The sequence below is a fragment of the Bordetella parapertussis genome, assembly GCF_020735925.1.
GTDB lineage: Bacteria > Pseudomonadota > Gammaproteobacteria > Burkholderiales > Burkholderiaceae_B > Bordetella > Bordetella pertussis.
In genome coordinates this window covers 754,172-775,596 of record NZ_CP085971.1, presented here as the reverse complement: position 1 = coordinate 775,596, position 21,425 = coordinate 754,172, and the positions used below count along the sequence as shown (strand labels likewise).

The window sequence follows — 21,425 nt, the reverse complement described above, 5'->3', positions numbered from 1 at the left end:
GGCTGGCGCCGGCCCGGCGTCAATCGCGCGCCAGCGCGATGCCCGAAGCCAGCGCCAGGCGGCGCCGCTCCGCCAGCACCTTGGCGCCATAGCCGCCATCGTCGGGGCCGGTGGCCCCCACATAGCAGGCCAGGCCGCCATTGAGCGACCCGCGGCGGTTGATGCAATCCTTCAGGATCGTGGAGCCGACATGGATGTTGGCCACCGGATCGAGCGGGTTGCCCTTGCCCACGTGGGCAATGGCGTCGAACTTGTCCTGGTGCACCCGGGTCATCACCTGCATCAGCCCCTGCGCGCCCACCGGGCTTTCGGCAAACGGGTTGTAGCGCGACTCGATGGCGATCACGGCCAGCAACAGCAGCGGATCGAGCTGTTTCTCGCGGCCGACCTTGTAGACGGTATTGACCAGCACCGCGGTCGCGTCATAGGCCACCTTGTACTTGCGCGAGATATAGTTGCGCAATGCCTCCACCTGCGCGCTCGAGGCGGCGGACGGACGGTTCGGCGGCGCCGGCGGCGTATCGCTGCGCAGCGGGCCGAGGAATCCGGTCGCATTGCTGGCGGGCGCGCTCGGTATCGCCATGACCACGGCCGAGGACGCATCGGCGCCGGCTTCGGCTCCGGGTTCCAGTTCGGCGGATGGCATGGACGTAGGTGCCAGGGCGGTCAACAAGGCTTTGTGCACCTGCAGCGCCTGGTCGCGCAGACCGGGCAAGGCAAACCCCATGCTCACTGTCACGATGACCGCAATGCCCAGATAGACGGAGCTGATGCGCAGCCATTCGGCGAGATGGTGGTGCACTCCTTGGGCCAGCTGTCGGAACAGGCCGGCCACTGACGCATCGGGCATGGGACCTCCTGCGTGGAATGAGAGGAGGCAGATGTTAACCTCTGTTTTGCCTCAAGAATGTAACTATTTTGCCGGGATCTGCCTTGAAGTATCGCGACCTCCGAGATTTTCTTGCCCAGCTTGAACGCCAGGGCGAACTCAAACGCATCACCGCGCCGGTCTCGACGCGGCTGGAAATGACCGAGATTGCCGACCGGGTGCTGCGCGCCGGCGGCCCGGCCCTGCTGTTCGAGAACGCCCGCCACAACGACGCGCCGGCCGACATGCCGGTGCTGGCCAACCTGTTCGGCACGCCGCGGCGGGTCGCCTGGGGCATGGGGGCCGACGACGTCGGCGCCCTGCGCGAAACCGGCGAACTGCTGGCCTCCCTGCGCGAGCCCGAAGCGCCCAAGGGCCTGCGCGACGCGCTGGCCAAGGTGTCCATGCTGAAAGCCGCCCTGTGGGACATGAGCCCCAAGACCGTGCGCAGCGCCGCCTGCCAGGAAATCGTCTGGGAAGGCGCCGACGTCGACCTGGGCCGCCTGCCCATCCAGACCTGCTGGCCGGGCGATGTGGCGCCCCTGCTCGCCTGGGGCCTGGTGATCACGCGCGGGCCGAACGCCCGGCGGCAGAACCTGGGTATCTACCGCCAGCAGCCGCTGGGGCCGAACAAGCTGATCATGCGCTGGCTGTCGCACCGCGGCGGCGCGCTGGACTTCCGCGACCACGCCCAGGCCCACCCGGGCAAGTCGTTTCCCATCGCCGTGGCGCTGGGTGCCGACCCGGCCACCATCCTGGACGCGGTCACGCCGGTGCCGGACACGCTGTCCGAATACCAGTTCGCCGGGCTGCTGCGCGGCTCGCGCACCGAGGTCGTCAAGGCGCTGGGCAGCGACCTGTCGGTGCCGGCCTCGGCCGAGATCGTGCTCGAGGGCCACCTGCTGCCGGCCGACGATCCGCGCGCCGTCGCTGCCGCGGTGCCCGAGGGCGCCAACCCGCCCCCGGCCACCGGCTACGAAATGGCCCTCGAAGGCCCCTATGGCGACCATACCGGCTACTACAACGAGCAGGACTGGTTCCCGGTGTTCACGGTGGACCGCATCACCATGCGGCGCAACCCCATCTACCACTCCACCTATACCGGCAAGCCGCCCGACGAGCCGGCCGTGCTGGGCGTGGCGCTGAACGAGGTATTCGTGCCGCTGCTGCGCCGCCAGCTGCCCGAAATCGTCGATTTCTACCTGCCCCCGGAAGGCTGCAGCTACCGCCTGGCGGTGGTGTCGATCCGCAAGCAGTACGCCGGCCACGCCAAGCGCGTGATGTTCGGCCTGTGGAGCGTGCTGCGGCAGTTCATGTACACCAAGTTCATCGTGGTGGTCGACGAAGACATCGACCCGCGCGACTGGACCGAAGTGGTCTGGGCCATGACCACGCGCATGGACCCCGTGCGCGACACGGTGCTGGTCGAGAACACGCCGATCGATTACCTCGATTTCGCCTCGCCGGTGTCCGGCCTGGGCGGCAAGATGGGGCTGGACGCCACCAACAAGTGGCCGGGCGAAACCAGCCGCGAATGGGGCACGCCCATACACATGGACGAGGCGGTCAAGCGCCGGGTGGATGCCATGTGGGACACGCTGGGACTGTAGCAATGCCGCGGGCGGCGCCGGCCGCCCGCCTGCCGGCCTGGCTCAATCGGCCTGGCGCTCCTCGCGCGCGGACTGCCAGATCCGGTATGCCTGCCAGCCCACCAGCGCCACGCCGGCCAGCTTGAGCAGGCCCGAGCGCCGGGCGCCGCGCCCCATCACCATGGCCGACAGCGTCGAGCTGACGAAGGGATAGCGCCGTACCAGCGCGAACGCCTGCCAGAACAGCCGCGAGGTATTGGCCTTGCCCAGGCTGGGCCAGATGGACTTGACCATGTTGCCTGGCGTCAGCGTGCGCCCCGCCTCGACGATGCCCTGCGCCAGCGCCTCGCGCTCGAGCGCGGCGCGCGCGCGCAGCAATTCAAGCCGCACCATGCGGTCTACCGAAGCCGAGTGGCGGGCCATGTCAGTCGTCCTCCGCGTTGCGCTGCCCGTCGCTGGCGCGTTGCGCATCGCGCACCCGTTCCAGCATGTCCGTATCGCGGCCGAGCTCCTCGAGCGTGGCGGCGAACGGCACGGGACCGTCGACCAGGTCGCGCCGGACCAGGAAGAACAGCACCAGCCCGATCACGCCATAGCCGCCCGCCAGCCAGCCCAGCGCGGCGTAGCGCGACTCGGTAGGCCAGAAGGCCACCGCGATCGTGATGGTGAATACCAGGACCGCCAGCGTCAGGAACAGCAGCGCGCCGAAGGCCATGCCCAGCAGTTTGATCAGGCGGATCTTTTCGCCGGCGGCTTCCAGCGCCAGTAGTTCGAGGCGTGTACGCGTCAGTCCGACCAGACTGGCGGCCACGCCGAATACCGATCTACGCAAACCCATTGTGCATGCCGGGGCGGACGCGCGGCCCGCCCCGCCGTGATCAGCGGCGGCTGATCAGCAGGCCGAGCAGCAGGCCGGTCACGCCTGCGATGCTGATGGCCTGCCAGGGATTGTCGTGCACGTAATCGTCGGTGGCGCGGGCCGCGCGGCGGCCGCGTTCGAGCACCGCGTCCTGCGCGTCGTACAGCGCCTCGCGGGTGCGGCGCACCGATGCCAGCGCGCGCTCGCGCAATTCGGTCGCCTTGTCGCCCGTGGTGCTGGCGGCTTCGCGCAGCAAGGTCTCGGCATCATTGAGGCTGGTCTTGACGCTGTCGATGAGTTTCTCTTTCGTTGCTTCGTCGGATCTTCTCGCGGCCATTATCAGCTCCTTGTCGATGTGTCGATGACGCGTTCATCATACCAGCCGCGCACCGCGCCACGTACCCCCGCGTGCTACGGGGTGCTACTTCAATTGCGTAATCTCAACGGATGACTTGATTCCGGCCTGGTCGATGTCCTGGCGCATTACCAGGTTGACGCTGGGGCAGTACCAATCGGTCACCGTGGTGTCCATGCCGGGAATCGGCAAGGTCAGGCCCTTGAAGGTGGCCATGGTGGGCTCGCTGCTGCGCGGATAGGTGATCGGCCAGCAGGCATGGCGGCCCAGCGCCGTGCTCAGGTCCTGGCGGGCGCCGACCGTCTTTTCGCCGATGCGCACCACGGTGGTCGGCTGGCCGCCCACCGGCGCCTCCTTGCCGATCCTGAGCCGGTAGCTGGCCCCGGGCAGGCGCTGCCCTTCGCCGCTGATCTTGTCGTAGGCGAACAGGCCCAGCATGCGCAGGTCGAACTGCCCCTCGGAGCGGGGCTGCTCGCCCGCCTCGGCGTACTTCACGAACGTGGCCTGGCCGTTCTTGACGGTCATCAGGTAATCCAGCCGCGACTTGCCCGGCGGCAGGCCGGCATAGCTGAAGGTGGCCATGCCCTGCACGCGCGCGCGGCAGTTGTCGCCGTTGGTCTTGGAAACCTCGGTGAAGCCCAGGTCGGCGCCCAGGCCGATGTTGCCGCTGCCGGTCAACTGCACCTGGCCGCCGTCATGCATGAACTTGGCGTCGCACACGCCCGCCTGCGCCGCGCCGGCCCACGCCAGCACACCAATTGAAACAAAAAATCGCACCATCATGGGCCGCTCCTGAAACGCTCGGTTCGGCGGCCCGGGACGCGGGCCGCGCTGGCTGATACTACACTGGTTGCGCCGGCCGGCGCCGCCCGGCAGACAGTTCTGACCCGCCCGTCCGCCCAGGGTTCCGGGCCGGCCGCGCCAGGGGCGGCCGGCGTCCAAATGATTAATGGCTATATGGATTCAAGAAATCGAAAGTTGTAGGGATGAACCCCGGTCCCTATGATCGGCTGACATTCTGCGGGCCTTCCCGCGTGGCTGATTTCCATGACGCTGTTCCCGATTTTCGCCGACCTGACGGGGCGGCGCGTACTGGTGGTAGGCGGCGGCGCCGTCGCCGTCCGCAAGACACAGGCCCTGCTGCAGGCCGGCGCCGAGGTCGTCGTGGGCGCGCCGCGCCTGGATCCGGCGCTCGCCGCCCTGGCCGAGCAGGGCGGCATCGCCCGCCTGGACGGCGGCTTCGAACCCGCCTGGCTGGCCGGCGCCTGGCTGGTGGTGGCCGCCACCGACGACCGCGCCGTCAACGCGGCGGTCAGCGAGGCCGCGCGGGCGCGCCGGGTATTCTGCAACGTGGTCGACGATGCCGAACTGTCGTCCTTCCAGGTGCCGTCCGTCGTCGACCGGTCGCCGCTGATCGTGGCCATCTCCTCCTCGGGCGTGGCGCCGGTGCTGGCGCGGCGCCTGCGCGAGCGCATCGAGTCGCTGTTCGACCATTCGCTCGGCCAGCTGGCGGCCCTGGCGGCGCGCTATCGGCCGCGCATCCGCGCCGCCCGCCCCGACCTCGGCCAGCGACGGCGTTTCTACGACTGGCTGCTCGACGGCCCGGTCGCGGCGCGCCTGCGCCAGCAACAGCCCGGGCTGGCCGAGCAGGAACTGGAACAGGCGCTGCGCGCGCCGCAGGCCGCCCCCCGGGGCAGCGTCGTGCTGGTGGGCGCGGGCCCGGGCGACCCCGGCCTGCTGACGCTCAAGGCGCTGCGCGCGCTCAATGAAGCCGACATCATCCTGTACGACCGCCTGGTCAGCGAGGGCGTGCTGGCGCTGGCGCGCCGCGACGCTGAACGCGTGCCCGTGGGCAAGCTGCCCGGCGAAGACCACGACGCCACCCAGGCGCGCATCCACGCCCTCATGCTGGCCCAGGCGCGCGCCGGCCGGCGCGTGGTGCGCCTGAAAGGCGGCGACGCCTTCATCTTCGGACGCGGCGGCGAAGAGCTGGAATACCTGCGCGCGCACGACGTGCCGTACGAGGTCGTGCCCGGCATCACCGCGGCGCTGGCCTGCGCCGCCTATGCCGGCATCCCCCTGACGCATCGCGACCATGCGCAGTCGGTGCGCATGGTCACCGCCCACTGCCGCGCCGACCAGGACACCCTGGACTGGGCCGGCCTGGCCCGCGACCAGCAGACCCTGGCGTTCTACATGGGCGTGGGCCAGCTCGATTACGTCACCGCGCGCCTGCTCGAACACGGCCGCGCGCCGGCCACCCCGTTCGCCCTGATCGAAAACGGCAGCCGGCCCGAACAGCGCGTCGTCACCGGAACGCTGGCCGAGCTGCCCGAGATCGCGCGCCGGCGCAGCGTGCGCCCCCCGGCGTTGCTGGTCATCGGCGAAGTCGCCGCCCTGGCCGACACCCTGCAATGGTTCGGCCAGCACCAGCACGGCCTGCCCGGCCCGCAGGCCCTGGCCGCCTGAGCCTGGAGACTGGCACCGGCCAACCTCCAGGAAAATCTCCCCCGCGGGGGGATGGACCCTTCTCGCTTTACCAGCTGTACCGGTAGCCCGCGTGGAAGGTCCACGGCATGGCCAGCTTCGGGCCCTTGGAGTACTCGTACGAGGCATACAGGCTGTGGCCGCGGCCCAGCGCGGCGGCCATGCCCAGGCCCAGTTCGGCGCGCGTGCCGCGCAGTTCGGTGCGATGCGCGATGCCGTTGGTGCGTACCGTACCCGCGCCGTCGAACTCCTGCAACACGCTGGCCTTGATGTATGGCTGCACCTGCCTGCCGCCTGCCAGTTCGATGCGCTTGCCGACCTCCAGGCCCAGGCGACCCAGCACCGAGCTGCCGCCTTCGTCGCGCACCCGCAGGCCATTGGCCGCGCGGTACGCACCGCCGCCGACCCGGAACACCGCCAGCTCGGCCTGCGGCTCGAGGAACCAGCCGTCGGCATGGGCGAAGCGCCGGCCCGCCTCGAGCGAGACGCCTACCCCATGGGTGCGGTACTTGCCCTTGACCGCGTACCCATCGCTGCCCGCCACCTTGAAGTCATTTTCGAGGCGGCTGGCGCGCAGCGTCGCGTCCAGGTAGAAACCGCTGTTGGCGATATAGGTGGCATAGCCCCCGACATGCACGCTGTCGGTGTGGCCGCCGCCGTCGCCGGTAAAGCCGCGGTCGCCGCGCGTATAGCCGGCCAGCCCGCCCAGGTGCCAGCGCCCGCCGGCCACCGCCACCGCGTGGTCGGCGCCCAGCTCGAAGCCGGCCACCTTCTGGTCGAAGCGCCGCCCGGCGCGGTTGTCCAGTTGCTGGCGTTGCGCGAAGCCGCGGCCCCAAGCGCCGCCGGCGTCCGGATTCAGGCGCAACTCGCCCAGGCGCTTGGACAACGCATTGCTTTCGGCGTACCAGAGCGTGCTGGCCAGGCCCACCCCACCCGTGTTGACCGCCGCGTTGGCGGCGGCGGACAACTCCCTGCCCGCCGGCGGTTGCGGCGCCGGCGCTTCCGGCTGCCTCTGTGGCGGCTGCGGCGGCTGCGGCGGCTGCGGCGGCTGCGGCGGCTGCGGCGGCTGGGGACCGGGCTGGGGACCGGGCTGCGGCGCGGGCTTGGGCGCCGGCGGCGCCTTCGCGCCCACCAGGCTCCACTGCCCATTGCCGTTGGCGGCCAATCGATAGCGGTAGGTACCGATATCGACCTTGCCGTCCTTGTTGGCAAGGGTAAAGGTCGCCGCGCTGCCTCGTGGCGTCTGCACCAGCAGCATGGTGTTGCCGCTGGCCGGCTCGCTGCCGCTGTTGCGGACCCACAGCCTGTGCTGGCCGCTGGCGTCCCGCATGACGACCAGCTTGTCGCTCAGCCCCAGGTCCGCGAAGACATTCATGCGGAACAGCCCCGAACCCGCCAGCGTATCGACCATCAGGACCTTGAACCGCCCAGCTTCGGCCGGCTGCTGGAAATCGACGCTGCCGTCGCTGGCCAGCCGCAGCGCGCCGACGTTCGAGTTGTCCGTCATGACCCAGGTGGCGTTGTCGATGGACAGCGAGTCGACCGCGCGGGTAGCGCCCGTCCATCGGGCCTGGCTGGCCAGCGCCACGTCGAGCGGCCCGCTCGACGCGCCTGGAATGGGAGGCAGCTCCGTCGCGACGATGTCGCCCTGCCCCTGGGCGCCGCCCGCCAGCGTCAGCTTCACGGGCTCCGGCAGGACCCGGTACAGCAGCGCCCTCCCCTGCGCCCGTGCGCCCGCCTGCAAGGTGATCGACAGGGGCGAGGCCGGAGGCGGGAAGCGACGCGCACCGCCGCCGGTCTCGATGACATTGCCGTGCGGTGCGGACAAGCTGCCGCCCGACACCGTCACCCTGGCGCCGCGGCCCGCCCGGATCGCGGCGCCCAGCTGCGGCGCCTCGACGATCGACTGAGCGAGGTCCACGGTGGAGTCCGATACATCCACGCCATACCAGCCGTCAAGGAGGGGGCCGAAGCCGCCGGGAACGGCACCGCCGGGAACCGCACCGCCTGGAACCGCACCGCCGGCAGGCGCGTCCCCCCGCCGTATCGTCGCGCGCTGCAGATGCACGATCGCCCCGTCCATGGCCGCCACCCCCGCTGCCCGCCCCCCGGTGATGTGCCCGCCATCAACCGTAAGCTCATTGGCCCCGAATACAAACACCGCCGCGGGCGCGCCGCTGGCGGGCACGGCGGTCACGCTGGTGTCGCCCAGCACCACCCGGCTGGGCGGAAGGTCTTCCGGCTGCAGCGGCTGCAGGGTGCCGATATGCAAGCCCCCGTCAACGATGGTGCTGCGTTGGACCGTGACATTGGCGCCGCGCTCGACCCGCACGCCGCCCGCGCCCTGCAGGGTGCTGTCGGCGATGCTGGCCTGGGCCTGCTCGCCGGCCACATAGAGCGCGATGCCGTCGTCGTCCCGGGTGTCGCTGACGTTGGCCAGCGTGGCGTGATCGGCGACCAGCTTGCCGGCCTTGACGGTGACGGTGCCCAGAAAGCGCCGGACGCCTTCGTCGAACAGCTGTCCCGAAGACGTGACGCTGCCGTTCTGGAACCGCAGCTCGGCCGCGGGATTTTCCAGCAGGACGCCCTGGGCCTGACGACCGCTTACCTTGATGGTCGTTCCGGTGGCGGTCCGTACGCCGGCGCCATCGCTTTGCTTGATGTGGATGCCGTGCTGGCGCTCGCCGGCCTTGATGATGGACTGGTTGTTCCAGTCGGCGTACGCGGCGGGCGCGGCGCCCAGCGCGCCCAGCGCCATGGCCAGTGTGGTGCGGCGCAGGGGCGCCGCCTTGACAATGCGTGACAGAGACATGTTCATTGGATGCCGGGTGAAGAGCAGACGCCCGCCATGCCCGCACCGCGATGGAACAGGGAAGAATGGGCGCAGCAAACGTACGAAGAACGCCATCCAGAACCGCTGCAATGCACGGTATTTGCCGTGTTACAGCGACGCATCATCGATGGCAGGAGGAAAATTCTGCCGTCCGAGATACGTGCCGTAAGCAATCAAACGCGTACAAAATAAAGTAAGAATTCCGATATAAATATAGGTTTTTAGAGTCGCACACGGAACACGCAACGGCCCTGTGCCCGGTCCCGCCCCGCCCCGCCGGCCAGGGTGCCTGTCCCCGCGGGGACAGGCACCCGCTTGGAGCGGCCCGGCGGCAAAGGTCGCGCCCCCACGCTGCGCCCGCTGTGCGGGCTTGCTGCCCCCCGAGGGGGCTTTTTTGCCTTGGAGCGGCCCGGCGGCAAAAAAAAACCGCCTGCAAGGCGGTTTTCCTGTGGGCGGGCGGATCCGCGCGGCGCGCTACTCGGCGTGCTTTTGCGTGGTGCCGAAGATGCGGTCGCCGGCATCGCCCAGGCCGGGCATGATGTAGCCGTTTTCGTTCAGGCCCTGGTCGATCGAGGCCGTGTAGATCTGCACGTCCGGATGCGCCGTGAGCACGGCGTCGATGCCTTCGGGCGCCGAGACCAGGGTCAGCGCCCGGATTTCGCGACAGCCGGCCCGCTTGAGCATGTCGATAGCGGCGACCATGGAACCGCCGGTGGCCAGCATCGGGTCGACGATCAGGGCCAGGCGCTGGTCCAGCTCGCCCACCAGGCGTTCCAGGTAGGTATGCGCCTGCAGGGTTTCTTCGTTGCGGGCCACGCCGACCACGCTGACCTTGGCGCCCGGGATCAGGCTCAGCACGCCGTCGAGCATGCCGATGCCCGCGCGCAGGATGGGCACCACGGTCACTTTCTTGCCGGCGATCTTGTCGACCTCGACGGTGCCGCACCAGCCTTCGACGCTGGCGGGCGCCAGCGGCATGTCCTTGGTCGCCTCGTAGGTCAGCAGGGCCGCGACTTCCTGCGACAGCTCGCGAAAGCTCTTGGTGCTGAGGTCGGCGCGGCGCATGATGCCCAGCTTGTGGCGAATCAGCGGATGGCGGATTTCATGCACAGGCATGTGCGGAATCTCCAGTAAATGGCTCTCGAATGGCCGGCGGCACGGGCCGCCGGCGGGAACAGAAGGATTTTAAGCCGGTTGGCGGGCAATCACTGTTCGGCCAGCCAGGCGACCAGCGCGTCGTCGAACGACCGCACGGCGGCCGCGTTCTCGTGGTTGACCATGCTGACCACCACGTAACGCTTGCCGCTGGCCCCCAGCACATAGCCGGCCACCGCCCGCACATCGCGCAGCGAGCCGGTCTTCAGGTGGGCCATGCCCTGCGCGCCGTTGCCCTTGAGGCGCCGCCGCACCGTCCCGTCCACGCCGGCGATGGCCAGCGACGAGATGAATTCCGGCATCAGGGGCGAATTCCAGGCCACCGTGAGCATGGACGCCAGGCTGTCGGCCGACACCCTGCCCTCGCGCGACAGCCCGGAGCCGTTGTCGATCACCAGTTCGGGCATTTCCAGCCCCTGCGCGCCCAGCACGGTGCGGGCGACCACGCCGCTGCTCTCGACGGTGGCGGGCCGGCGGCCGCGCTCGGCGCCCAGGGTCAGCAGCAGGGTGCGCGCCATCACATTGTTGCTGCGCTTGTTGATGGTGCGGATCGCCTCGCCCAGGGTGGGCGAGTCGTGGCTGGCCAGCACCACGGCGTCCGGCGGCACGACGCCGCTGCGGATCTGGCCCTTGAGGGTGCCGCCCAGTTCGCGCCAGAGCAGGCGGAACACCGCGCTGGCGTACTCGGGCTGCGACAGCGCCAGCCGGTACAGGCTGAACTCGCCGCACGAGCCGGCCACCTTGCCGCTCAGGCGGATGGACACGCCCTGCTGGGTCACCACCGGCTCGGTGCCGACCACCGGCGGCCCCGGACAACGCACGTCGCTCCACTCGACCGCGCCTTCCAGGCGCAGGCCCGGCAGCGGCGGATCGATCATCGGCACCCATTTGCGCGCCGCGGCGTCGGGCGTGAACAGCAGGCGTTGCGCGCCGAAGCCCACCATCAGAGCGTCCGGGCTGGCGTTGTAGGCCCGGTCGGAGGCGCCGTCGAAGGCGCCGGGATCGATGGCCACCTGCCCGAAAATGCTGCGGTCCACCACCAGGTCGCCGATCTGCTTGACGCCGCGCAGCCGCAGCTCGCGCAACAGGGCCCACAGATCCTGCAGCAGCAGTTGCGGGTCGCCGCCGGCGCGCAGGTACAGCGGCCCGCGCAGCACGCCGTGGGCATCGGGCCGGTCGCCGGGCTCGGTCAGGAATTCGGTGCGCCACGCGTAGCTGGGCCCCAGCTCGGACAGCGCGGCCCAGGTCGTCACCAGCTTCATGACGGAAGCCGGATTGCGCGGCTCCTTGGCGTTGAGCGTCGCCAGCCGCGGGCCGTTGATCTCCTGCACCACCAGCGAAAGGGACTGGTCGGGCAGCTTGGTCGCCTTCCAGGCCGCCACCATACTGGACGGCAGGCCCTGCGCCGCCGCGCCGGCGGCGCCCAGCGCCAGCATGACGCCGGCCAGCCATTGTTGCCACTTGCCTTGTTTGCCTGCCCGCCGCATCGCTCCCTGCCTGTTACATGTTCTTTCGCTCAAGAATGCAAGCATACCTAAGCTGGCGCGCCGCGGCGCACGCGGACACATTTTCGGCGCCGCTGCCTGGCCGGCGGGCCGCGCGGGCCCCTCGCATACAATAGCGGGCTGTCCAACGCGGCCGCCATTGGCCGCGGCTTTCCATAGAACGTATCGCGTGCCCACCCCTCTTACGCTTGCCGATTTCGACTATCACCTGCCGCCCGAGCTGATCGCCCAGAGCCCGGCCGCCGAGCGCGGCGGCAGCCGCCTGCTGCACCTGGACGCGGCCAGCCGGCTGCATGATCGCCGCTTTCCCGACCTGGCCGGGCTGCTGCGCCCGCACGACCTTCTGGTGTTCAACGACACGCGCGTGATCAAGGCGCGCCTGACGGGCCAGAAGGCCACCGGCGGCAAGGTCGAGGTGCTGGTCGAACGCATCACGGCGCCGGACCGCGCGCTGGCGCACGTGCGCGCCAGCAAGTCGCCGGGGCCGGGCATGCGCCTGCGCCTGGCCGAGGCCTTCGAGGCCGAAGTGCTGGGCCGCGAGGGGGAGCTGTTCGACCTGCGCTTTCCCGCGCCGGTGCTGGACCTGCTCGACGCCCACGGCGCCACGCCGCTGCCCCCCTACATCACGCATGCGGCCGACGCGACCGACGAACGGCGCTACCAGACGGTCTATGCGCGCGAGCCGGGCGCGGTCGCCGCGCCCACCGCGGGCCTGCACTTCGACCAGCCCATGCTGGAACAATTGGCCGCCCAGGGCGTGCAACGGGCCTTCGTGACGCTGCACGTGGGCGCCGGCACCTTCCAGCCGGTGCGGGTGCAGAACCTCGCCGAGCACATCATGCACGCCGAGTGGTACACGGTGCCCGAAGCCACGGTGGCCGCCATCGCCCGGGCGCGGGCGCACGGCGGGCGCATCGTGGCGGTGGGCACCACCAGCGTGCGCGCGCTGGAATCGGCCGCCGCCCAGGCGCAGGACGGGCCGCTGGCCGCCGCGCAGGGCGATACGCGGCTGTTCATCACGCCCGGCTACCGCTACCGGATCGTCGACGCCCTGCTCACCAATTTCCACCTGCCGCAATCCACGCTGCTGATGCTGGTGTCGGCGCTGGCCGGCGTGGCGCCGATCCGCCGCGCCTACGCCCACGCGGTCGCCGAACGCTACCGCTTCTTCAGCTACGGCGACGCCATGTTCATCGAGACCCCCGCCCCATGACCGGACTGCAATTCGAACTGCTGGCCACCGACGGCGGCGCCCGCCGCGGCCGCCTGACGCTCAACCACGGCGTGGTCGAGACCCCCATCTTCATGCCGGTCGGCACCTACGGCAGCGTCAAGGCCATGCTGCCGCACGAGCTCAAGGAGATCGGCGCGCAGATCGTGCTGGGCAACACCTTCCACCTGTGGCTGCGTCCCGGCACCGCCATCATGGAAAAGCACGGCGGCCTGCACGGCTTCATGCAATGGGACAAGCCCATCCTGACCGACTCCGGCGGCTTCCAGATGTTCAGCCTGCAGGGCATGCGCAAGATCACCGAGGAAGGCGTGAAATTCGCCTCGCCCATCGACGGCGCGCGCCTGTTCCTGACGCCCGAGGAGTCGATGCGCATCCAGCGCTCGCTGAATTCCGATATTGTCATGGTTTTCGACGAGTGCACGCCGTACGAAATCGATGGCCGGCCCGCCAGCGTCGACGAAGCGGCCCGCTCGATGCGCATGTCGCTGCGCTGGGCGCGCCGCTCGCGCGACGAATTCGACCGGCTGGGCAACCCCAACGCGCTGTTCGGCATCGTGCAGGGCGGCATGTACGAGGCGCTGCGCGACGAGTCGCTGGCCGGGCTGGCCGAAATCGGCTTTCACGGCTACGCCATCGGCGGGCTGTCGGTGGGCGAGCCCAAGGAAGACATGATGCGCATCCTGGCGCATGTCACGCCGCGCCTGCCGGCGCAGGCGCCGCGCTACCTGATGGGCGTGGGCACCCCCGAGGACCTGGTCGAGGGGGTGGCGCGCGGCGTGGACATGTTCGACTGCGTCATGCCGACCCGCAACGCGCGCAACGGCTGGCTGTTCACCCGCTACGGCGACGTCAAGATCCGCAACGCCAGGTACCGCGACGACACGCGCCCGCTCGACCCCAGCTGCGCCTGCCACACCTGCGGCCACTTCTCGCGCGCCTACCTGCACCACCTGCAGCGCGCCAACGAAATCACCGGCGCGCGCCTGAACACCTTGCACAACCTGCACTTCTACCTGGCCATCATGGAAGAAATGCGCGAGGCGATCGCCGCCGGCCGCTTCGAGGCCTGGCGCGCCCAGTTCGCCGCCGATCGCGCGCGCGGGGTCGACTAGGGCCGGCCGCCCCCCCCCCCCGGCGGCGCGGCCCTCGTTGCGCTGCGCCAACATCGCTACAATAGTCGGCTTGCCCTGTCCAAGGCTCGCGCGGGGGACAGGCATACAGACAACCTATATAGACTCGAACAACCAACCAGGAGTACACACCAATGTCTGCTATCGATACCGCTGGCCTCGTGCTGGCCCAGGCCGCGCCGGCCGAAGGCAACGCGCTGATGGGCATGCTGCCCATCGTTCTGATGTTCGTGATCCTCTATTTCCTGATGATCCGCCCGCAGATGAAGCGCCAGAAAGAACATCGCAACATGGTCGCCGCCCTGTCCAAGGGCGACGAGGTCGTCACCTCGGGCGGCATGCTGGGCAGGGTTTCCAAGGTTACCGACAGCTATATCACCGTGGAAGTCTCCGAACTGGCCGACAAGCCGGTCGAAGTGGTGATGCAGAAGACCGCCGTGTCCGCGGTCCTGCCCAAGGGAACCATCAAGGCCCTGTAAGGTCACACAAGGCCCCGCGTGGCGGGGCCTTGTTCCGCTCACCCCCACCGCACGAAGTAGCCGGCAATGAACCGCTATCCCCTCTGGAAATACATCACGGTCCTGGTTGCGGTCGTCATCGGCCTGCTCTATACCCTGCCCAACTTCTACGGCGAGTCCCCCGCCGTCCAGGTCTCGTCCGCCAAGGCGACGATCAAGGTCGACCAGGCCACGCTGGAACAGGTCCAGCAGATCATCGAAAACGCCCAGTTGCCGGCCGACAGCGTCTACTACGAGCAGAACGGCACGCTGGGCGCGGTGCGCGCGCGCTTTCCGTCCACCGACGTGCAGCTGCAGGCGCGCGACCTGATCGACCGCACGCTCAACACCGTGGCCGGCGACCCCCACTACACCGTGGCGCTGAACCTGCTGCCCGCCTCGCCGCCCTGGATGCGGTCGCTGGGCTGGTTCGAGCCCAAGCCCATGTACCTGGGCCTGGACCTGCGCGGCGGCGTGCACTTCCTGCTGCAGGTCGACATGCAGGGCGCCCTGACGGCGCGCTATGACTCGCTGGTGGCCGACGTGCGCAGCGCGCTGCGCGACCAGAAGGCCGAAGTCGGCGCCATCGAGCGCTCGGGCCAGTCGGTCGTGGCCACTTTCGCCACCGCCGAACAACGCGACCGCGCCCGCGACGTGCTGCGCTCGCGCCTGCCCGACCTGCAGTTCACCGAAACCAGCGACGGCGGCAAGCTGCAACTGACGGGCATGCTCAACCCGGCCGCGGTCACCCGCGTGCAGGACACCGCCCTCAAGCAGAACATCAACACCCTGCACAACCGCATCAACGAGCTGGGCGTGGCCGAGCCGGTCATCCAGCAGCAAGGCGCCGACCGCATCATCGTGCAGCTGCCCGGCGTGCAGGACGTGGCCAAGGCCAAGGAGCTGCTGGGCCGCACCGCCACGCTCGAGATCCGCATGGTCGACGACAGCCCGGCGGCGCAATCGGCCCTGGCCGCCGGCAGCGTGCCGTTCGGCCTGGAGCGCTACACCGACCGCGACGGCCGCCCCCTGCTGGTGCGCCGCCAGGTGGTGCTGACCGGCGAAAACCTGCAGGACGCCCAGCCCGGCCGCGATGGCCAGACCCAGCAGCCGGCCGTGCACCTGACGCTGGACTCCAAGGGCGCGCGCATCTTCCGCGACGTCACGCGCGACAACATCGGCAAGCGCATGGCCATCCTGCTGTTCGAGAACGGCAAGGGCGAAGTCGTCACCGCGCCGGTCATCCGCAGCGAAATCGGCGGCGGCCAGGTGCAGATCTCGGGCAGCATGACCGCCGAGGAAGCTGCCGACACCGCGCTGCTGCTGCGCGCCGGCGCGCTGGCCGCGCCCATGTCCATCATCGAGGAGCGCACCATCGGCCCCAGCCTGGGCGCGGACAACATCGCCAAGGGTTTCTACTCGACGCTGTATGGCTTCATCGCGATCGCCATCTTCATCATCGTGTACTACCACCTGTTCGGCATCTTCTCGACCATCGGCCTGACGGTCAACGTGCTGCTGCTGCTGGCGCTGCTGTCGATGCTGCAGGCAACCCTGACCCTGCCCGGCATCGCGGCCATCGCCCTGACCCTGGGCATGGCCATCGACGCCAACGTGCTCATCAACGAGCGCATCCGCGAAGAGCTGCGCAACGGCGCCACGCCGCAACAGGCCATCCACCATGGCTTCGAGCGCGCGTGGGGCACCATCCTGGACTCCAACCTCACCACGCTGATCGTCGGCCTGGCGCTGCTGGCGTTCGGCTCCGGCCCGATCCGCGGCTTTGCCGTGGTGCACTGCCTGGGCATCGTCACCTCGATGTTCTCGTCGGTGGTGGGCGTGCGCGCGCTGGCCAACCTCTGGTACGGCCGCAAGAAGAAGCTGTCGAGCATTTCCATCGGCACCGTCTGGAAACCCAAGGCAAACTGATCGATGCGGGCGGCCCGGCCGCCCGCCATCCTGATACGCAAGGCGAAACATGGAATTTTTCCGGATTCATCGCACCATCCCGTTCATGCGCCATGCCCTGGTGCTGAACATCATCAGCCTGGTCACGTTCCTGGCGGCCGTGTTCTTCATCATCACGCGCGGCTTTCACCTGTCGATCGAGTTCACCGGCGGCACGGTCATGGAGGTCAGCTATGCCCAGACCGCCCAGCTCGACCAGGTGCGCACGGCCATCGGCACGCTGGGCTACACCGACTTCCAGGTGCAGAACTTCGGCACCTCGCGCGATGTCATGATCCGCCTGCCGATCGCCGAAGGCCAGACCTCGGCCACCCAGAGCGAAACCGTGATGGGCGCGCTGAAGGCGGCCGATCCGGCGGTGGAGCTGCGCCGGGTCGAGTTCGTCGGCCCGCAGATCGGCCAGGAGCTGCTGCACAACGGCCTGATGGCGCTGCTGGTCGTGGTGATCGGCATCATGGTCTACCTGGGCCTGCGCTTCGAATGGAAGTTCGCCGTGGCGGGCGTGATCGCCAACCTGCACGACGTGGTCATCATCCTGGGCTTTTTCGCGTTCTTCCAGTGGGAGTTCTCGCTGGCGGTGCTGGCCGGGGTACTGGCGGTGCTGGGCTACTCGGTCAACGAATCGGTCGTCATCATGGACCGGATCCGCGAGAACTTCCGCAAGTACCGCAAGGCCTCGGTACAGGAAGTCATCAACAGCGCGATCACCCAGACGATCTCGCGCACCATCATCACCCACGGCTCGACGCAGATGATGGTGCTGGCCATGCTGTTCTTCGGCGGCCCCACCCTGCACTACTTCTCGCTGGCGCTGACCATCGGCATCTGGTTCGGCATCTACTCGTCGGTGTTCGTCGCCGCCGCGCTGGCCATGTGGATGGGCGTCAAGCGCGAGGACCTGGTCAAGCCGGTCAAGAAGGACGGCGACGAAGTCGAAATCGCCTGAGACCGTTCCCGGTCGTAAAAAAACCCTGCCCGGCCAAATACGGCCGGGCAGGGTTTTTTACATGCAGCCCGATACGCGAGGCGCCTGTCCCCGCATGGGCAGCGACACCTGCGGCCAGGGTGCCTGTCCCCACGGGGACAGGCACCCGAAAGGCGCTTCCCTTCAGCCGCGCTTGCGCCAGCGCCAGGGCGCGCGCAGCGGCCAGGTGCAGCTTGGCGACAGCACGTACGGCTTGATGGCGTAGGCCGCCACCACGGCGATCAGGGCCGCGGCGCAGACGTCCGACAGGTAGTGGTCGCGGTTGATGACCCGGCTGATCGCCACCAGCGCGGCCAGCGCCAGCGCCGGCCAGCGCCAGCGCGGCGCCAGGATGCCCAGCACGGCCGCGACGGCGAACGCCGTCTGGGTATGGCTGGACGGAAACGAATTGAAGGGGTTGCCGGCAAACATGCGGCCCATGCCGTAGATGCCGTCGTCAAGCAGCACTTCGGGGCGCGCGCGCGCCACGACGTTCTTGAGCACCCAGGTCACCAGCCCGCCGGCGGTAAGCGTGGCCAGCAGCAGCATGCCGGCGCGCGCGATTTTCTCGCAGGTCCAGCCCCACGGCACGGCCCAGCCGCGCAGCATGCCTTGCAGGCCGAGGATATAGGCGGCCAGCCCCAGCGCCACGTAAGTGCCGCTGTCGCCCAGGTTGCCGATGTAGTCGAATACCGTATTGACCTGCGGCGACACGCTGCGGTTGATCCATAGCGTCAGCGGCCGGTCGAGCCAGGCGGCGCACCCCAGCAGCAGCAGCACGGGAACCAGGCAACGGCGCAACAGGCCGGCCAGCCCCTGGCCGGGCAGCCCGGACTTGGGCGGGGGGAAAGCGGCGATCGGTTCTGCGGTCATGGGGGAATGGGATGAGGGCCGGATAGCCGCAACCCGGCGGCCAGCAATAGTACTTGCCAAATACGACACCGCCAAGACCGTCCGCGGGCGACAGGCTAAAATGGGCGGTTTCGTCCACTTACGCCCCCGGGATCTACACCCGTCACGGCGACCGCCATGCAAGAAACCACTGTCAAACGCGACGGCGCCAGCCCGTCCGATGCCGGCACGCCGGCCACCACCGCCCAGGGCCTGGGCAAATTGTATATCCGCACCTTCGGCTGCCAGATGAACGAGTACGACTCGGACAAGATGGCCGACGTGCTGCGCGCCGACCAGGGCCTGGAGCTGACCGACAACCCCGAGGATGCCGATGTCATCCTGTTCAACACCTGTTCCGTGCGCGAGAAGGCGCAGGAGAAGGTGTTCTCCGACCTGGGCCGGGTACAGCACCTCAAGAAGCAGAACCCCAACCTGGTGATCGGCGTGGGCGGCTGCGTGGCCAGCCAGGAGGGCGAGGCCATCGTCAAGCGCGCGCCCTATGTCGACGTGGTGTTCGGCCCGCAGACCCTGCACCGGCTGCCCGACCTGATCAAGCGCCGCCGCGCCCAGGGCGTGTCCCAGGTCGACATCAGCTTTCCCGAGATCGAGAAGTTCGACGCCCTGCCCCCGCCGCGCGTCGACGGCGCCACCGCGTTCGTGTCCATCATGGAAGGCTGCAGCAAGTATTGCAGCTTCTGCGTGGTGCCCTACACGCGCGGCGAAGAAGTGTCGCGGCCCTTCGACGACGTCCTGCTCGAGATCGCCGACCTGGCCGACCAGGGCGTCAAGGAAGTCACGCTGCTGGGCCAGAACGTCAACGCCTACCGCGGCGCCATGGGCGACAGCGGCGAAATCGCCGATTTCGCCATGCTGCTGGAATACGTGCACGAGATTCCCGGTATCGAACGGATCCGCTACACGACCTCGCATCCGAAGGAAATGACCCAGCGCATGGTCGACGCCTACGCACGGCTGCCCAAGCTGGTGTCGTTCCTGCACCTGCCGGTGCAGGCCGGCAGCGACCGGGTGCTGGCGGCCATGAAGCGCGGCTACACCGCGCTGGAGTTCAAGTCCGTGGTGCGCCGCCTGCGCGCTGCGCGCCCCAGCCTGACGCTGTCCTCGGACTTCATCGTCGGTTTCCCGGGCGAGACCGAGGAGGACTTCCAGAAGACCATGAAGCTGATCGAGGACGTCGGCTTCGACACCTCGTTCTCGTTCGTGTATTCGCGCCGGCCCGGCACGCCGGCCGCCGACCTGCACGATGACACGCCGCAGGACGTCAAGCTGCGCCGCCTGCAGCAGTTGCAGGCGCTCATCAACCAGCAGGCCGCGGCCATCGCCCAGGGCATGATCGGCACCCGCCAGCGCGTGCTGGTCGAAGGCCCTTCGCGGCGCGACCCCAACGAGCTGATGGGCCGTACCGAGAACAACCGTATCGTCAACTTTCCCGGCGTGCCGCGCCTGATCGGCCACATGGTCGACGTCGTCGTCACCCACGCCCACACCAACTCGCTGCGCGGCCGTGTCGCCGGCATCGAACGCGACACATCCGGAGCCGAATGAGCACTTCCCGCAGCCGCGCCCGCCGCACCATGCCCGCCATCGTCAATCTCGATGGCGACAACATCCACCTCGCCAACCTGTGCGGCCCGCTGGACGAGAACCTGCGCCAGCTCGCCGACGGCATGGGCGTGAAACTGGCGCGCCGCGGCAGCCGGGTCACGATAGAGGGCGAACAGGCCGAACTGGCCGGACGGGCCCTGCGGCGCTTTCACGAGCAGGCCACCCACCGCGCGCTGTCGGTCGACGACATCCAGCTCGGCCTGGTCGAGATCGGCGTGGGCCGCCCGGTGGAGGTCCAGGCGGACCCGCGCGAACTGGACCAGACGCTGCCGCCGGTCGACGACGAGAGCGGCGGCGTGGTGCTGCGCACGCGCCGCACCGACCTGCGCCCGCGCACGCCGCGCCAGCGCGACTACATGAACAACATCCTCAAGCACGACATCACGTTCGGCGTGGGGCCGGCCGGCACCGGCAAGACCTGGCTGGCGGTGGCCTGCGCCATCGACGCCATGGAACGCGACACGGTGCAGCGCCTGGTGCTGACCCGGCCGGCCGTCGAGGCCGGCGAGCGGCTGGGGTTCCTGCCGGGCGACCTGGCGCAGAAGGTCGACCCCTATCTGCGGCCGCTGTACGACGCGCTGTACGACCTGATGGGCTTCGAGCGCGTGCAGCGCCTGTTCGAGAAGCAGACCATCGAGATTGCCCCGCTGGCCTACATGCGCGGGCGCACCCTCAACCACGCCTTCGTGATCCTGGACGAGGCCCAGAACACCACGCCGGAGCAGATGAAGATGTTCCTGACCCGGATCGGTTTCGGCAGCAAGGCCGTCATTACCGGCGACCCCTCGCAGGTCGACCTGCCGCGCGGCCAGCAAAGCGGGCTGGCGCATGCCGTGCAGGTGCTCGAGGAAGTCCAGGGCATCGCCACGACCCGCTTCACCAGCCGCGACGTGGTGCGCCATCCGCTGGTGGCGCGCATTGTCGACGCCTACGACCAGGCGGCCGCCAATGGCGACTGAGCTGTCGCTGTCGGTGCAGTACGGCGTGGCCGACGCGCGGCTGCCGCGTTGGCGGCTGCGCCGCTGGGTCCAGTATGCGCTGGCCGGCGCCGCCGGCGACGGGCATGCCGGGCTGGCCGGCGCCGAACTCGGCCTGCGCCTGGTGGGACTGGCCGAGGGCCGGCGCCTGAACCGCGAGTTCCGTGGCCGCGACTACGCCACCAACGTGCTCACATTCGAATACGGCACCGGCCCCGACGGGGTGGCGCGCGGCGACATCGTCGTGTGCGTGCCGGTGCTGGCGCGCGAGGCGCGCGAACAGCGCAAGACGCTGCTCGACCATGCCGCCCACCTGACGGTGCACGGCACCCTGCATGCGCTGGGCTACGACCACATCAAGGCCGGCGAAGCGCGGCGCATGGAGGCCCTGGAGACCGTCGTGCTGGCGCGCATGGGAATCGCCGACCCCTATCTGGCCGCCTGACGGCGCCGCGCAGATTGGCGCCAATGCGCCCCAAATCGGGGA

General features: G+C 69.2%; 19 protein-coding genes. 10 read left to right on the top strand and 9 right to left on the bottom strand.

Annotation, left to right across the window (positions count from 1 at the left end; genetic code table 11):
* Window positions 1-19: 19 nt before the first annotated feature.
* A complete protein-coding gene (locus LK409_RS03675; protein ID WP_003809436.1) occupies window positions 20-850 on the bottom strand; it encodes a lytic transglycosylase domain-containing protein in 831 nt (276 codons plus the stop codon).
* Between the two features lie 83 nt (window positions 851-933).
* Between LK409_RS03675 and LK409_RS03670 the strand changes: the two genes are divergently transcribed.
* A complete protein-coding gene (locus tag LK409_RS03670) occupies window positions 934-2,478 on the top strand; it encodes a UbiD family decarboxylase (RefSeq protein ID WP_010927883.1) in 1,545 nt (514 codons plus the stop codon).
* Between the two features lie 42 nt (window positions 2,479-2,520).
* Here the strand turns inward: LK409_RS03670 and LK409_RS03665 are convergent, their stop codons facing one another.
* The 4 genes from LK409_RS03665 to LK409_RS03650 all read right to left on the bottom strand — a co-directional run bounded on the left by LK409_RS03665 (window position 2,521) and on the right by LK409_RS03650 (window position 4,454).
* A complete protein-coding gene (locus LK409_RS03665; RefSeq protein WP_003809434.1) occupies window positions 2,521-2,880 on the bottom strand; it encodes a hypothetical protein in 360 nt (119 codons plus the stop codon).
* A gap of 1 nt (window position 2,881) precedes the next feature.
* Window positions 2,882-3,295: a phage holin family protein gene (locus LK409_RS03660; protein WP_003819794.1), complete on the bottom strand. Its 414-nt coding sequence runs from the start codon at window positions 3,293-3,295 to the stop codon at window positions 2,882-2,884.
* Between the two features lie 40 nt (window positions 3,296-3,335).
* Window positions 3,336-3,653 carry a DUF883 family protein gene (locus tag LK409_RS03655; protein ID WP_003809432.1) on the bottom strand — a complete coding sequence of 106 codons (318 nt, stop codon included), beginning with the start codon at window positions 3,651-3,653 and terminating at the stop codon, window positions 3,336-3,338.
* A gap of 84 nt (window positions 3,654-3,737) precedes the next feature.
* The gene (locus tag LK409_RS03650; RefSeq protein WP_003809431.1) at window positions 3,738-4,454 is read right to left on the bottom strand and encodes a hypothetical protein; all 717 of its coding nucleotides are present in this window, start codon (window positions 4,452-4,454) and stop codon (window positions 3,738-3,740) included.
* Between the two features lie 264 nt (window positions 4,455-4,718).
* Between LK409_RS03650 and cysG the strand changes: the two genes are divergently transcribed.
* Complete coding sequence (gene cysG, locus LK409_RS03645) at window positions 4,719-6,140, top strand: siroheme synthase CysG (protein ID WP_003809429.1); 1,422 nt, start codon at window positions 4,719-4,721, stop codon at window positions 6,138-6,140.
* A gap of 67 nt (window positions 6,141-6,207) precedes the next feature.
* Here cysG and prn read toward each other — a convergent pair whose 3' ends face one another.
* From prn to dacB, 3 genes are all read right to left on the bottom strand, one after another.
* Complete coding sequence (prn, locus tag LK409_RS03640) at window positions 6,208-8,976, bottom strand: pertactin autotransporter (protein WP_010927881.1); 2,769 nt, start codon at window positions 8,974-8,976, stop codon at window positions 6,208-6,210.
* A gap of 489 nt (window positions 8,977-9,465) precedes the next feature.
* The gene (gene upp, locus LK409_RS03635; protein WP_003809425.1) at window positions 9,466-10,107 is read right to left on the bottom strand and encodes a uracil phosphoribosyltransferase; all 642 of its coding nucleotides are present in this window, start codon (window positions 10,105-10,107) and stop codon (window positions 9,466-9,468) included.
* An 89-nt stretch (window positions 10,108-10,196) separates the two neighbouring features.
* Complete coding sequence (dacB, locus tag LK409_RS03630) at window positions 10,197-11,633, bottom strand: D-alanyl-D-alanine carboxypeptidase/D-alanyl-D-alanine endopeptidase (RefSeq protein ID WP_010927880.1); 1,437 nt, start codon at window positions 11,631-11,633, stop codon at window positions 10,197-10,199.
* Between the two features lie 157 nt (window positions 11,634-11,790).
* Between dacB and queA the strand changes: the two genes are divergently transcribed.
* From queA to secF, 5 genes are all read left to right on the top strand, one after another.
* Window positions 11,791-12,864: a tRNA preQ1(34) S-adenosylmethionine ribosyltransferase-isomerase QueA gene (gene queA / locus LK409_RS03625; protein WP_003809421.1), complete on the top strand. Its 1,074-nt coding sequence runs from the start codon at window positions 11,791-11,793 to the stop codon at window positions 12,862-12,864.
* A complete protein-coding gene (gene tgt / locus LK409_RS03620; protein WP_010927879.1) occupies window positions 12,861-13,997 on the top strand; it encodes a tRNA guanosine(34) transglycosylase Tgt in 1,137 nt (378 codons plus the stop codon). Before queA ends, tgt begins: the two co-directional genes overlap by 4 nt.
* A gap of 152 nt (window positions 13,998-14,149) precedes the next feature.
* Window positions 14,150-14,494, top strand: coding sequence for a preprotein translocase subunit YajC (gene yajC / locus LK409_RS03615; protein ID WP_003809416.1), 345 nt, complete (start codon window positions 14,150-14,152; stop codon window positions 14,492-14,494).
* Between the two features lie 66 nt (window positions 14,495-14,560).
* Window positions 14,561-16,441, top strand: a complete 1,881-nt coding sequence (gene secD, locus LK409_RS03610; RefSeq protein ID WP_010927878.1) for a protein translocase subunit SecD — start codon at window positions 14,561-14,563, stop codon at window positions 16,439-16,441.
* Window positions 16,442-16,490: 49 nt separating this feature from the next.
* On the top strand, window positions 16,491-17,426 hold the full coding sequence (gene secF, locus LK409_RS03605; RefSeq protein WP_003809411.1) for a protein translocase subunit SecF: 936 nt from the start codon (window positions 16,491-16,493) through the stop codon (window positions 17,424-17,426).
* A 162-nt stretch (window positions 17,427-17,588) separates the two neighbouring features.
* Here the strand turns inward: secF and LK409_RS03600 are convergent, their stop codons facing one another.
* The gene (locus LK409_RS03600; RefSeq protein WP_010927877.1) at window positions 17,589-18,317 is read right to left on the bottom strand and encodes a phosphatase PAP2 family protein; all 729 of its coding nucleotides are present in this window, start codon (window positions 18,315-18,317) and stop codon (window positions 17,589-17,591) included.
* A 156-nt stretch (window positions 18,318-18,473) separates the two neighbouring features.
* Between LK409_RS03600 and miaB the strand changes: the two genes are divergently transcribed.
* From miaB to ybeY, 3 genes are read left to right on the top strand one after another with little or no spacing between them, the layout of a single operon-like run.
* Window positions 18,474-19,901: a tRNA (N6-isopentenyl adenosine(37)-C2)-methylthiotransferase MiaB gene (miaB, locus tag LK409_RS03595; protein ID WP_010927876.1), complete on the top strand. Its 1,428-nt coding sequence runs from the start codon at window positions 18,474-18,476 to the stop codon at window positions 19,899-19,901.
* Window positions 19,898-20,920, top strand: coding sequence for a PhoH family protein (locus LK409_RS03590; RefSeq protein ID WP_003809398.1), 1,023 nt, complete (start codon window positions 19,898-19,900; stop codon window positions 20,918-20,920). Before miaB ends, LK409_RS03590 begins: the two co-directional genes overlap by 4 nt.
* Window positions 20,910-21,383, top strand: a complete 474-nt coding sequence (gene ybeY / locus LK409_RS03585; RefSeq protein WP_010927875.1) for an rRNA maturation RNase YbeY — start codon at window positions 20,910-20,912, stop codon at window positions 21,381-21,383. The genes LK409_RS03590 and ybeY overlap by 11 nt, the downstream gene beginning before the upstream one ends.
* Window positions 21,384-21,425 lie beyond the last annotated feature (42 nt).